11 protein-coding genes are annotated in these 12,436 nt (G+C 72.5%); 5 read left to right on the forward strand and 6 right to left on the reverse strand.

Translation table 11 applies throughout. The annotated features are described in order from the left end of the window. Positions 1-13: 13 nt before the first annotated feature. Genes ACZ4TR_RS20100 through ACZ4TR_RS20115 form a run of 4 tightly spaced genes read right to left on the reverse strand, consistent with a single transcriptional unit; the run spans position 14 to position 3,630 of the window. Positions 14-601, reverse strand: coding sequence for a GTP-binding protein (locus tag ACZ4TR_RS20100; RefSeq protein WP_364527169.1), 588 nt, complete (start codon positions 599-601; stop codon positions 14-16). Then, a complete protein-coding gene (locus ACZ4TR_RS20105; protein WP_364527172.1) occupies positions 582-959 on the reverse strand; it encodes a DUF742 domain-containing protein in 378 nt (125 codons plus the stop codon). Before ACZ4TR_RS20105 ends, ACZ4TR_RS20100 begins: the two co-directional genes overlap by 20 nt. Next, the gene (locus tag ACZ4TR_RS20110; RefSeq protein WP_364527175.1) at positions 956-1,408 is read right to left on the reverse strand and encodes a roadblock/LC7 domain-containing protein; all 453 of its coding nucleotides are present in this window, start codon (positions 1,406-1,408) and stop codon (positions 956-958) included. The genes ACZ4TR_RS20105 and ACZ4TR_RS20110 overlap by 4 nt, the downstream gene beginning before the upstream one ends. Then, complete coding sequence (locus ACZ4TR_RS20115; protein WP_465288456.1) at positions 1,405-3,630, reverse strand: HAMP domain-containing sensor histidine kinase; 2,226 nt, start codon at positions 3,628-3,630, stop codon at positions 1,405-1,407. The genes ACZ4TR_RS20110 and ACZ4TR_RS20115 overlap by 4 nt, the downstream gene beginning before the upstream one ends. A gap of 485 nt (positions 3,631-4,115) precedes the next feature. Between ACZ4TR_RS20115 and ACZ4TR_RS20120 the strand changes: the two genes are divergently transcribed. From ACZ4TR_RS20120 to ACZ4TR_RS20140, 5 genes are all read left to right on the forward strand, one after another. Continuing rightward, positions 4,116-5,075, forward strand: coding sequence for an ArsR/SmtB family transcription factor (locus ACZ4TR_RS20120; RefSeq protein ID WP_465288457.1), 960 nt, complete (start codon positions 4,116-4,118; stop codon positions 5,073-5,075). A 297-nt stretch (positions 5,076-5,372) separates the two neighbouring features. Then, on the forward strand, positions 5,373-5,642 hold the full coding sequence (locus ACZ4TR_RS20125; protein WP_364527184.1) for a hypothetical protein: 270 nt from the start codon (positions 5,373-5,375) through the stop codon (positions 5,640-5,642). A 93-nt stretch (positions 5,643-5,735) separates the two neighbouring features. After that, the gene (locus ACZ4TR_RS20130) at positions 5,736-6,206 is read left to right on the forward strand and encodes a DUF4383 domain-containing protein (protein ID WP_465288458.1); all 471 of its coding nucleotides are present in this window, start codon (positions 5,736-5,738) and stop codon (positions 6,204-6,206) included. Then, complete coding sequence (locus ACZ4TR_RS20135) at positions 6,206-6,589, forward strand: VOC family protein (RefSeq protein ID WP_465288459.1); 384 nt, start codon at positions 6,206-6,208, stop codon at positions 6,587-6,589. Before ACZ4TR_RS20130 ends, ACZ4TR_RS20135 begins: the two co-directional genes overlap by 1 nt. Positions 6,590-6,773: 184 nt before the next feature. Continuing rightward, entirely contained in the window at positions 6,774-8,366 is a 1,593-nt protein-coding gene (locus ACZ4TR_RS20140; protein WP_465288460.1) for an ABC-F family ATP-binding cassette domain-containing protein, read from the forward strand. A gap of 70 nt (positions 8,367-8,436) precedes the next feature. Here the strand turns inward: ACZ4TR_RS20140 and ACZ4TR_RS20145 are convergent, their stop codons facing one another. Continuing rightward, positions 8,437-9,474, reverse strand: coding sequence for an alpha/beta fold hydrolase (locus ACZ4TR_RS20145; RefSeq protein ID WP_465288461.1), 1,038 nt, complete (start codon positions 9,472-9,474; stop codon positions 8,437-8,439). 92 nt (positions 9,475-9,566) lie between these two features. Further along, positions 9,567-12,368, reverse strand: coding sequence for an AAA family ATPase (locus ACZ4TR_RS20150; RefSeq protein WP_465288462.1), 2,802 nt, complete (start codon positions 12,366-12,368; stop codon positions 9,567-9,569). Positions 12,369-12,436: the final 68 nt, after the last annotated feature.

Genomic DNA, 12,436 nt, shown 5'->3' on the forward strand with positions numbered 1-12,436 from the left:
TTCCGTGCTCCTGTCAGGCTTGCTGCCGGCGCGGGGCGTGCAACGCGGCCAGCGCGTACTCCGCCGCGGCGATGAGGATCTCTTTCGTCGACTCCGGCGAACGCGCGTCGCAGGTGACCACCTGGACCTCCGCCGGGATCTTGAGGGCTTCGCGCACCTGCTCCGGCGGGTGCTGGCGGGTGTCCTGGAACTGGTTGACGGCCACCAGGAACGGCAGCCCGCGCGACTCGAAGAAGTCGATCGACGCGAAGCAGTCCGCCAGCCGGCGCGTGTCGACCAGGACGATCGCCGCCACCGCGCCGCAGACGAGGTCGTCCCACATGAACCAGAACCGGTGCTGGCCCGGCGTCCCGAACACGTAGAGGATCAGGTCGTCGGCCAGGGTGAGCCGGCCGAAGTCCATCGCCACCGTCGTGGCGACCTTGCCCGGCACCGCTTCGGTCCGGTCGACGTCGGCGGCCGCGGCCGTCATCACCGCTTCGGTGCGCAGCGGGTCGATCTCCGAGACGGCGCCGACGAAGGTCGTCTTGCCGGCCCCGAACCCCCCGGCGACCACGATCTTGGCCGAGGTGATCCGCTTGTCAGAGTGCACGTAGTCCACTGAGGACCCTTTCGAGCAGGTCGTTGCGTTCGTCGAAGGAGGCGTCCGCGGTGAGCGTGTCGCGGATCGACACCCGGCCGGCGACCAGCAGGTCGCCGATGAGCACCCGGGCCACGCCCAGCGGCACGCCCAGGTGCACCGCGACCTCCGCCACCGAGCGCTGGTGCAGGCACAGCTGGGTCACCGCGGCCAGCGGGTCGGTCGGGCTGAAGCGAGCCGTCCGCCCGTCCGCCGTCGTTTCGACCAGGGCTTCCACCGCCAGGTCGACCCTCGGCCGGGTGCGACCGGCGGTCCACGCGTACGGGCGGGCCAGCGAAGCCGCGTGCCGCCCGCCCTCGCGTCGCCGGCCTTCCGTCACCTGCTCGCCCCCGGTGCGGCCGGTGCTTCGAGGCCGGGCCGCACCGGCGTCTCGACCCTCTTCCCGACCCGGTCGACGAGCAGCGTCATCTCGTAGCCGACCAGGCCGATGTCGCAGCCGGGATTGGCCAGCACCACCAGGTTCGAGCCGTCACCGACGTTCATCAGCAGCAGGAAGCCCTGCTCCATCTCGATGACCGACTGCACCACCCGGCCCGCGGTGAACAGGTCGGCCGTGCCGAGCGCGAGGCTCGCGAGGCCGGACGCGATCGCCGAGAGCTGGTCCGCCCGGTCGCGCGGCATCGAGTCGTTGGCCGCCACGAGCAGGCCGTCCGCCGAGACGAGCGCGGCGTGCGCGACTCCGGGGACCTCCTGCGTGAACGCCGACACCAGCCAGTTCCGGGACTGGTCGACCACATCTGCTCCTTCCTGCCGCGTGCTCGTGCTCATGACGGGCCCTTCGGGTCGATCGCGACCCGGTGCCGGGCCGCGCGCATGCCGCTGTAGTGCCGGGAAAGGTTGTTGCGCACCGCCGCCGGGTCCCGGAACGACGAGTCGGGCGGCTGCGGCTGGCGCGGGGCGACCGAGCCCGGGGCGAGCTGCGCGCCGGGCTGGCGGGTCGGCAGGCCCGATTCGGTGAACTCGGGGTCGTCCAGCGTGCCGACCGCCGCTTCGGCGGCCTGCCGGACGTCGTCGGCGGGGGTCGTCCACTCGCCGGGCCGGGCCGGTTTCGCGCGGTCGTCGGCGAACCAGTGCGACAGCATCTGGTCGAAGATCGGCGTCGGCATCGGCGGGGGCGCCACGACGGCGGCGGGCTCTTCGACGGGCCACCGGGGTTCCGGCTCGGGCCGGGCGACGCCGTTGCCGGCCTGCTCGGGCAGCCCCGGCACCCCGGGCCGTACGGGCAGGTCCACCGTGATCAGCACGCCGGGGACGTGCACGCTGGCGGTGATGCCGGCGCTCGCGGTCCGTGTGCTCGTGGACCGCAGCCGGACGGTGATCCCGTGCGAGGCGGCAAGCCTGCTCACCACGAACAGGCCCATCCGGCGGGTGGTCTCCGGGCTCACCGAGGCGCCGGCGGCGAGCCGGGCGTTCGCCGCTTCGAGGTCCTCGCGGGTCATGCCGAGGCCGGCGTCCACGACCTCGATCAGCACCCCGCCGTCGAAGCCGCGGTCGGCGGTGAGCACGACCTGCTGGTCCGGCGGGGACGACCGGATCGCGTTCTCCAGCAGCTCGGCGAGGATGTGCACGACGTCGGCGGCGGCCTCGGACTGCACCGACCCGCGGGGCGCGTTGCCGAGCGTGACGCGCTGGTAGTCCTTGACCTCCGACGTCGCGGCCCGCAGCAGCTCGACCGTCGCGACCGGCCCGATGTCGCGGCGCACCGGCCGCCCGCCCGCGAGGACCTGCAGGTTTTCGCCGTTGCGCCGCAGCCGGGTGGCGATGTGGTCGATCTGGAAGAGCTCGGCCAGCCGCTGCGGGTCCTGCTCGTCGGCTTCGAGGTCCTCGATCACCGACAGCTGCAGCTCCACCAGCGACTGGCTGCGCCGCGACAGCGTCATGAACATCTCGCTGACCTGGATGCGCATTTCGGCCTGCTCGCCGACGGCCAGCCGCACCGCCTGCCGGTGCATGTCGTCGAAGGCGCGGGCCAGCTGGCCGATCTCCTCCTCGGAGTCGACGGGGAGCCGCTCGGTCGCCTGCCAGTCGACGTCGTCGCCCTCCCGGATCCGCTCGATGGTGGCGGGCAGCCGGCGGCGCGCGGTGTCGACCGCGGCCGCGTGCAGCCGCCGGATCGGGGCGACCACCGAGCGGGCCACGGCGAGGGCGATGGCGAGAGCGCCGAGCAGCGACGCGAGCACCAGCGCGGCGTCGCGCAGCGCGTCGGACCGGGTGACGTTGGTCCGCGCCCCGACCGCGTCCGAAAGCGTTTTCACCTGGTCGGCCAGGATGATGCCCAGCGCCGCGCGCTTGGCCGCGGGCCCGCCGGCGCCGGGGATGGTGGCGGCGGCGAACCGCGCGGCCACCGCACCGGTGGGCAGGGCGCGGCGGATCTGCCCGGTCAGCACCGACTCCTCGGCGACGGTGGCGGCGAGCGCGTCCGCCGGCCGCCCGTCCGGGACCTCCTGCCCGGCGAGCGTCGCCCTCAGCTGCGGCAATGCTTTCGTGATATCGGCCGAGGCGTCGAGATCGGCATTTCCGGCTTGGGCGACGATCCGGGGGATCACTTCACTCAGCGAGACGACGAAGTCGTGGTAAGCGGGGGTCTTGGCGCCGGCGGAACCGTCCTGCTGGCGCAGGCCGGCCAATTTCCCCAATTGATCTTCCAGCGTCCGGGAAAGCTGCGGTTCCAGCTGCGCGAATTCGGCGTCGTGGCGGATGACGGCGGCTTTCGCGTCGACCGCGGCGGTCTGCGCGGCCCCGCCGTCGTGGATCATTTCGTCGTCGACGAGCCCGGTGAGCTCGGCGATCCCTTGCACGACCGGCATTTGGTCGCGCACCCCGCTGAGCGCGCCCGCTTGGTCGAGCTCGGCCTGCACGCGCCCGCCGGCCAGCAGCAGCGCGACCAGGACGGGCAGCAACAACACGACGGAGATCTTGGTGCGCAGCCGCCAGCTGCCGGGATTCCACGACGTGCTGGAACGACGGCGAAGCGGTTCGTCTTCTTTCATCGGTGGCGTGGCTCGATTCGTACCGGTGGCCCGAGAACGATTTCCGCGATGTTTTCCACGGAATTCAGACCGGAGACATAACCCGGGAGGCAGCAGTGCTGTCAAGGAACGCCGGACGTTTCCCCCGTACGCACCAGCTACACAGGGTGAGCTTCGACGGACCGGCATTCCGCCTTCGCGGAGGGTGAGCGGAAGGTGAGCGAGCCACCGGGATTCCCCGTGGAGTCCGTGAATTTCCGTCCACGCCGCCCGGCATCGTCTACTTCGGACGGTCAGGGGGTCGGTGGCCGGACCGACCCCCAGCCGGTCCGCACCCGGCACGCGACATCGTCGGCGGCCGTGCGGGCCTGAAGGTGCCAGTCGCGCCCGAGCGGCGTCAACCGGCCCGAGGTGGTTTCACACCTGGTCGAAACGTCCTCGGTCACACAACCGCGAAACCGCGCGTCACCTGCGGCTATCCTCCCCGGGGAAAGGGCGGTACGTCGATGCTCAAGATTCACTTCACGGACGCGGACCTGGCGAAGGTGACCATCGCCGAGGACGCCGACCCGATGTGGGAGCTGCTCATGAGCAGCTACCGGATCCGGCGTCCGGAGGGGGAGCCGTTCTTCGGCCGGTGGCGCAAGGGGTCACGCTCCGCGGTGCCCGAGTCCGGGCGGCTGGTGATGTCCGCCGTGCCGCCGTACGGGTACTGCCCGGACTTCCTCACCCCGGCCGGGCACGCCACGATCGGTGACGGCATCTCGGCGGTGCTCGAGACACCCCCGGCGGCCCTGGCCGCCGACATCGGCGAGCTGGCGGCGCAGGGCACCCGCGTCGCGCCGTGGCTGCACCGGCTGGCCGGCGGCGAGACCCGTGAGCTGCACCGGCTCGGCACCGCCCTGCACGACTACTACCGCCGGTGCGTGGCCCCGGACTGGACGGCGGTCCGCCGCGCGGTCGCCCGCGACCGCCGCCGGCTGCAGGCGAGCCTGGACCGCGGCGGGCCGCAGCTGCTGCTCTCGACGGTCCACCCGGACGTCACGTGGGCACCACCGGTGCTGCGGGTGCGCTTCCCGATCGAGCAGGAGCTGCACCTGGCCGGCCGCGGCCTCCGCCTGATCCCGGCGTTCTTCGCGCACGGCATGCCGACGACGTACAAGGACCCGGGCCGCCCGCCGGCGCTGGTCTACTCGATCGGCCACACGCGCTTCGACAGCGACGCGGAGCCCGGCCCGTCGCTGGCGGCGCTGCTCGGCCAGACCCGGGCGCGGGTGCTGGTGACGGTCGCGATCACGAGCTGCAACACGAGCGAGCTGGCCGGGCTGACGGGCGTCTCCCTGGCGACGGCCAGCCAGCACGCGTCGGTGCTGCGGGCCAGCGGGCTGATCACCAGCGCGCGGTCGGGGAAGTCGCAGATCCACGAGATCACCCCGCTGGGGCTGGGCGTCATCCGGGCCAGCTGACCGGGCGCGGTGCAGTGAATGACCCATTCACTGCGTCGGACGCCAGGAATGAGTCATTCACTGCGTTCCGGACCGGCTGCGCTACCCGCGACCCGGTCAGCGGCCTCCCCGATCGGGTGGCGGTCCTCGTGAGCGGCGCGCGTGTTAGCCTGTCGCCGTGCAGCGCCTCATGACGTCCTCGCGACTCGTAACCCGGCGCGCCGGCTGAACCCAGGTCGCCGGCGCGCAGCGTCGTCGATCGCGTCTTCTCGGGACCTGGCCCCGATCTCGTTCCTTCTTCTCATCGGGAGATCAGCCATGTCCACGTCTTTCGCCCTTCCCGCGGCCCGCTCGGCGATGCTGCTGCGCCGCCGCATCGCCACGTACTTCGTCGGCGGCGCCGACGAGATCCCGGCCCTGGTCCGCGCGCTGGGCGGCCACCTCGTCCACGAGCTGTCCGTCGACATCAAGGACGGCGTCCGCGAGAGCAGCATGGTCTGCGCCGTCCTGCTGGCCGCCGAGGACACCGAACCCCTGCTCGACGCGCTGCGCGAGCTGCCGTCGGTCGTTTCGGCCGAACTCGCCTGAGCGTGTCCCGGCCGTGGTCTCCGCCCGGATCCTGACCGGTTTGTCCGCGCCCGGGCCGGGTAGCCGACCGGCTCGGGACATGCGGAGGTGGTCATGACGACGGAAGTCCGTTCACGGCGAAGCGCGGCGCGGACCGCGGCCCTGGTGTTCGGGGTGGCGTTCCTGGTGGTGGGGGTGCTGGGGTTCGTGCCCGGGATCACGGCGGGGTACGCGGACCTGCACTTCGCCGGCCACGAATCGGGGGCGCGCCTGTTCGGCGTGTTCACGGTGTCGGTGCTGCACAACCTGGTCCACCTGGTGTTCGGGGTGCTCGGTCTCATCGCTTCGCGTGGGAACGGCGGTTCGCGGGCGTTCCTGATGATCGGCGGCGGCGTTTACGTGCTGCTGTGGGTGTTCGGCCTGGCGATGGACCACGACAGCCCGGCCAACTTCATCCCGGTCGACAACGCCGACGACTGGCTGCACCTGGCCCTCGGCGTCGCGATGATCGCGGCGGCCATCGCGACGACGGCGATCGACCGTGCCCGGGGCCGGTACCCCGAGCCGGAGATCCAGGGGCACTGATGGTGCTCCGCCTCGGGTTTCCGGTGGTCGGCGTCGCCGACGTCGCGCGCGCCGCCGCCTTCTGGTCGGCGGCGCTGCACCTCGTCGTCAGCGAGGAGTGGGCCAGTGAGCGGTGGCGCACACTGGAGCACGCCGACGGCTCCGGGCACGCGCTCGGGCTCATGTACAGCGAGTCGCCGGTCGAGCCGTATCCCCGCGTGCACCTCGACCTGCTCGTCGACACGACGGCGGAGCAGGAGGCCGAGGTCGCCCGGCTCGTCGGCCTGGGCGCCACCGAAGTCGACTGGGACCACTACCCCGCCCAGCCGGACTTCGTCGTCCTCGCCGACCCGGACGGCAACCGCTTCTGCGTGGTGGACCTGAGCAAGGCACCATCCACATAGGACTGCTCGCGGGTGGATCGCCCCGGGTGCTATCGTCGAAGTGAAGATCCTTGTGGAGGAGACCATCGTGGCAGGTGACGTCGACATCTCCGGATAGCTCCGGAGTGTGCAGGCCCCCGGCAGTGCCGGCGCGGGCCGCTTTCGACGTCCCCTTTTCGCTTCGCACCACTTCGAGGTCTTCACCATGTCCGAAATCGTGCTGTCCGGCCTGTCCTTCTCCTGGCCCGACGACACCCCCGTCTTTGACCACCTCTCCGCCACCTTCCCCGCCGGCCGCACCGGCCTCGTCGCACCCAACGGCTCCGGCAAGACCACCCTGCTGAAGCTTGTCGCGGGCGTCCTGCGGCCGTCGTCCGGCAGCGTCACTGCCGACGGCGTCCTCGGCTACCTGCCCCAGGACCTGCCGTTGAGTGGGGAGCCGTCCGTCGCCGAAGTCCTCGGTGTCGCACCGATCCTGGACGCCATCGCCGCCATCGAATCCGGTGACGCCGCCGAAACGCACTTCACCACCATCGGCACCGACTGGGACATCGAGGAACGCACGCGCGCCCAGCTCGACCGGCTCGGCCTCGACGTCACACTCGACCGCTCGCTGAGCACGCTGTCCGGCGGCCAGATCGTCTCGCTCGGACTCGCCGCGCAGCTGCTCACACGACCGGACGTCCTGCTGCTCGACGAACCGACCAACAACCTCGACCTCGACGCCCGCCACCGGCTGTACACCGTGCTCGACGACTGGCCCGGCTGCCTCGTCGTGGTCAGCCACGACCGCGCACTGCTCGACCGGATGGACCGGATCGCCGAGCTCGACCGCGGCGACATCCGGTTCCACGGCGGCAACTTCACCTCCTACGAAGAGGCCGTCCAAGCCGCGCGCGACGTCGCCGAGAAGAACATCCGCAACGCCGAACAGGAGGTCAAGCGCGAAAAGCGGGAGATGCAGCAAGCCCGCGAACGCGCCGCCCGCCGCGCGAGCACCGCGTCACGCAACCTCGGCAACGCCGGACTGCCCAAGATCTTCGCCGGCACCATGAAACGCAACGCCCAGGAGTCAGCGGCCAAAGTGGACGGCACCCACGCGGCCCGCGTCGGCGCGGCCAAGGCCAAGCTCGACCAGGCCGAACGCGCGCGGCGCGACGAGCAGAAGATCAACCTGGAGCTACCGCAGACGGCGGTCCCGGCGGGCCGCACGCTGTTCCTCGGCGAGGGCCTGCGGGCGCGCGGGCTGTTCCCCGGCGGCGTCGACCTGGCGATCCGCGGGCCGGAGCGGATCGCGCTCACCGGCCCCAACGGCGCCGGGAAGTCCACGCTGCTGCGGCTGATCAACGGCGACCTCGAGCCCGACGGCGGTGCCGTGTCGCGGGCCGACGGCCGGATCGCGTTCCTCTCCCAGCGGCTCGACCTCCTCGACGACGACCGCACGGTGGCCGAGAACCTGGCCGCGGCCGCCCCCGCGGTGCCGCCGGCGCAGCGGATGAACCTGCTGGCCCGCTTCCTGTTCCGCGGCTCACGGGTGCACCTGCCGGTCGGTGTCCTCTCGGGCGGGGAACGGCTGCGCGCCACGCTGGCCTGCGTCCTGTTCGCCGAACCGGCACCGCAGCTGCTGCTGCTCGACGAGCCGACGAACAACCTCGACCTCGTCAGCACCGGCCAGCTGGAGAGCGCACTGACGGCGTTCCGCGGCGCGTTCGTCGTCGTGAGCCACGACGAACGGTTCCTCGATCGCATCGGTGTCGGCCGGTGGCTGCGGCTGGGGAACGGTGACGTACATGAGTGACGTCGCCTGATCCCAAAGCCGTGAATGTCGCATTGAGAGACTCAGAGTCCCTCAATGCGACATTCACGGCTTACCCGCGGGCGACGTCGAGGATCGCCTGGGCGAACGGGCGCGGGGCTTCCTGCGGGACGTTGTGCCCGATGCCGTCGAGGATCCGGTGTTCGTACTTGCCGGTGTACTTCGCGCGGTAGGCCTGGCCGTCCTTGGCCGCGCCGTCGAAGTCGCTGGCGATCGTGATCGCCGGGACCGTGATCGCCGGGCCCGTCGCGAGTTTCCGTTCGTACGCCTCGTACTGCGGCTCGCCCGGCGCGAGGCTCAGGCGCCAGCGGTAGTTGTGGACGACGATGTCGACGTGGTCGGGGTTGTCGAACGCCGCCGCGCTGCGGTCGTAGGTCGCGTCGTCGAAGTGCCACGCCGGGGAGGCCGTCTTCCAGATCAGCTTGTTGAAGTCGTGGCGGTTGGCCGCGTAGCCGGCGCGGCCGCGCTCGGTCGCGAAGTAGTACTGGTACCACCAGCCGAGTTCCGCCTGCGGGGACAGGGGTTTCTGGTTCGCTGCGAGGTTCGTGATGATGTACCCGCTCACCGCGACGACGGCCGCGCAGCGTTCCGGGAAGAGCGCCGCGATGATGTCGACCGTCCGCGCGCCCCAGTCGTAGCCGCCGAGAACGGCCTTGTCGATCTTGAGTGCGTCCATCAGCGCGACGACGTCGAGCGCGACCGCCGCCTGCTGCCCGTTGCGGACGGTCTGCGCCGACTTGAACGTCGTCGGGCCGTAGCCGCGCAGGAACGGGATGATCACCCGGTGGCCGGCCGCGGCCAGGATCGGCGCGACGTCGACGCAGCTGTACGGGTCGTACGGCCAGCCGTGCAGCAGCACGACCGGCTGCCCGGTCGCCGGCCCGGATTCGTAGTACGCCATGTTCAGCACCCCGGCGTCGGCGTGCTTGACCTCACCGAGCGAGGTGTGCTCGCCGGAGCCGGCCCGCAGGTCGGGGGCCGGGGACGCCGAGGGGGCCGCGGCGGGGGCGGCGTTCGACGAGCAGGCCGCCAAGGAGGTCGCCGCCAGTCCGGCCGCGAACGCCTGCCCGAACCTTCTCCTGCTGATCATCGTGACTCCTGTGCGAAAGACCGTGGGACTTTCACGACGTTAGAGCCGGTTCGGTGACCTTCGCGCCCGTCAGGTGACGCAGCCGGTGTACGTCACCCTTCGAGGGTCTTCAGCGTCCCGGCGAGGTCGGCGCGGGAGCTCACGCCCAGCTTGGGGAAGATCCGGTGCAGGTGCGTGCCGACGGTCCGGTGCGAAAGGTACAGCCGCTGCCCGATCTCGCGGTTCGTCAGCCCGTCGGCGGCCAGCTGGGCGATGCTCAGCTCGTGCGGGGTCAGCTTCTCCCGCGCGTCCGGACCGCGGTTCGGGCTCGACTCGCCGGCGCCGCGCAGCTCGGCCCGCGCCCGCTCGGCCCAGGCCGTCATGCCCAGGGCGTCGAAGGTTTCGCGGGCGGTGCGCAGGTGCGTCCGCGATTCGACGACGCGCCGCTGCCGCCGCAGCCACTCGCCGAAGGCCAGGTGGACGCGGCCGCGTTCGGCGGGCCAGCCGGTCAGGTCGGCCCGCAGCGCTTCGGCGAACCGCTCGTCACACGGGTCGAGCACGGCTCGCGCGTACCGCAGCCCGAGGTGCAGGGCGGGCGACGGCGTGCGCTTCGCCAGTGGCTCCAGCTCGGCGAGGATGTCGCGCAGCGCGTCGGTCTGCCCGCAGCGCACCGCGGCCTCGGTGAGCTCGGCGACGCAGTAGGCGCGCAGGGCCAGCTGGTAGGCGGGGTCGGCCGGGTCGAGCAGGCGGCGCAGGTCGGCGAAGGCGTCGTCGAAGCGGCCTTCGCTCAGGTTGGTGAGCCCGCGGGTGAGCTGGACGGTGGCGAGCACCGGCCGGGCGCCCGCGGCGAGCCCGGCGCGTTCGGCCTCGGCGGCGAGGGTCTTCGCCTGCTTGTGGTCGCCGCGCAGGGCGGCGATCTCGGCCTGGACGGCGGTGGCCAGGCCGTACATGAACGGCTGGCCGGTCTCCCGGGCGAGCCGGGCGGCTTCGGCGGCGACCGGCACGGCCGCGGCGAGGTCGCCGAGCCGGACGCGGCTCCACGCCTGAACGGCCAGCGCCCGCGGCAGCAGCCCGAGCCGGCCCTGGGCCCGCAGCCCCGGCGCGGCGGCCGCGGAGAACCGCGCGGCGAGGTCGAAGGCGCCGACCTGCAGGGCGGCGCTGCCCAGGTACCGGTCGACTTCGGGGTCGGCGCCGGTCTCGCCGGCGAGCTTCTTGAGCCGGCGTATGACGACATCGCCGCGTTCGAACGGCGCGACATAGGCGGTGACGGCCACGACGCGCGGATCGTCGTCGGGGACGGGCAGCCGGTCGGCGACGTCGAGCAGGGCTTTCCGGGCGGCACCGCCGGGCTCGGTCCAGAAGCACCGCATGGCGGCACTCCAGAGGATTCGCAGGGCGGCGGCGGTTTCCCCCTCGGCGGCGACGGCCTCGGCGGTGACGGCGAGTTCGGCCACCCGGGCGGGATCTTCCCGGACACCGTCTTCGAACTCGCTGAGCAGCCGGCTCGCGGTGGCCCGGTGGTGCTTGCCGACGGGGTTGGCGGCGCGCACCAGGCGTTCGGCGGTCTCCCGTCGCCCGGACTCGACGGCCAGCTCGGCGGCCTTCAGAAGTCGCTCAGTCCGGTGGCCGGGCTGTTCGCTGAGCCGCGCGGCCTGTTCGAGAGCGGCGATGGCGGCCCCGGCCCCACCCCGGTACCGGGCCCGTTCGGCGGCGCGATCGAGTTCCCCGGCGACGGTCTCATCGGGGCTGGCAGTCGCGGCGGCCTGGTGCCAGGCGCGCCGATCGGGCTGGTCGCGAAGGGCCTCGACGAGGGCGAGGTGGGCCCGCCGCCGCTCGGCCGGCGTGGCGGCGGCGGGGATGGCGGAGCGCATGAGGGGGTGCCGGAAGGTGACGGCACCGGCGGAGAGTTCGACCAGCCGCGCTTCGACGGCGGGGGTGAAGATTTCCGGCTCGACACGGAGGCAGGGGCCGGTGGCGCGATCGGCGAGGGTGGCCTCGGCGGCGGACGCTCGTTCAGCCTGCAAGGCTTCGCCGCCCGAAGCCGGCACCCCGGCCGCGGCCGTTGCCAGGAGCGCGCCCGTCGCCGTCAATGTCTCGGCCAGCGATGTCGTTTCGTTCAACGCCGCCACCAGCAGTGCCATCCGCGTCGCCGCCGGCAACCCCGTCACTCGGGCCGTGAAGGTGCGCTCCAGCCTTTCCGTCAGCGGCAGCACCGGGTCGAGCCCGTCGAAGTCCGCCAGCCCCAGCGGCAGCTCCGTCAACGCCAGCGGGTGCCCCGCCGCCTCGGTCAGCAGCCGGCTCCGGACCGCCGGGGCGAGGTGCGGCGCGACCGCGTCCAGCAGATCCGCGGCCTCGTCCGCCCCCAGCCGGTCGAGCACCATCGGCGCCAGTCCCGCGTCCAGCAGCGGCGAAGGAGTTCCCTCGCGGAGCGTCGCCACCAGGACGATCGGCTCGGTTTCGATCCGCCGCGCCACGAACGCCAGGACGTCCGCGCTCTCGCGGTCGAGCCAGTGCACGTCCTCCGCCACCAGCAGCAGCGGCTTCGCGGCCGCCTCCTCGGCCAGCAACGTCAACGCCGCCAGCCCCACCAGGTATGCGCTGGGCTCGCCGACGTCCGCCAGCCCCAACGCCGTGCGCAGCGCGTCCCGCTGCGGCGCCGGCAGCTCCGCCACCCCCGCCCGGACGGGGTGGAGCAGCCGGTGCAGCCCGGCGTACGAGAGGTTCCGCTCGGCCTCGGCCCCGGCCGTCCGCAGCACGCGCAGCCCGGCGACCGACGCCGCGGCCGCGGTCTCGGCCACCAGCGCCGACTTCCCGATGCCGGCTTCGCCGCGCAGGACGACGCCGCTGCGGTCTTCGGGACCGTCGACGAGCTCGCCCAGCTCCTTCAGCTCGGCTTCCCGCCCGTGCAACGCCATGGAACCGACCTTACCCAACGCAGGTTTCCGCAGCTCACAGCCGAGTGACGTACATCGACAGCGTCATC

The organism is Amycolatopsis sp. NPDC028719, from assembly GCF_055565395.1.

Bases quoted from the DNA above. Each gene is read 5' to 3' on its own strand.
- ACZ4TR_RS20110 (WP_364527175.1), bottom strand. From the start codon at position 1,408: ATGAGCACGAGCACGCGGCAGGAAGGAGCAGATGTGGTCGACCAGTCC.
- ACZ4TR_RS20150 (WP_465288462.1), bottom strand. From the start codon at position 12,368: ATGGCGTTGCACGGGCGGGAAGCCGAGCTGAAGGAGCTGGGCGAGCTC.
- ACZ4TR_RS20130 (WP_465288458.1), top strand. From the start codon at position 5,736: ATGACGACGGAAGTCCGTTCACGGCGAAGCGCGGCGCGGACCGCGGCC.
- ACZ4TR_RS20135 (WP_465288459.1), top strand. From the start codon at position 6,206: ATGGTGCTCCGCCTCGGGTTTCCGGTGGTCGGCGTCGCCGACGTCGCG.
- ACZ4TR_RS20145 (WP_465288461.1), bottom strand. From the start codon at position 9,474: ATGATCAGCAGGAGAAGGTTCGGGCAGGCGTTCGCGGCCGGACTGGCG.
- ACZ4TR_RS20125 (WP_364527184.1), top strand. From the start codon at position 5,373: ATGTCCACGTCTTTCGCCCTTCCCGCGGCCCGCTCGGCGATGCTGCTG.
- ACZ4TR_RS20140 (WP_465288460.1), top strand. From the start codon at position 6,774: ATGTCCGAAATCGTGCTGTCCGGCCTGTCCTTCTCCTGGCCCGACGAC.
- ACZ4TR_RS20120 (WP_465288457.1), top strand. From the start codon at position 4,116: ATGCTCAAGATTCACTTCACGGACGCGGACCTGGCGAAGGTGACCATC.
- ACZ4TR_RS20115 (WP_465288456.1), bottom strand. From the start codon at position 3,630: ATGAAAGAAGACGAACCGCTTCGCCGTCGTTCCAGCACGTCGTGGAAT.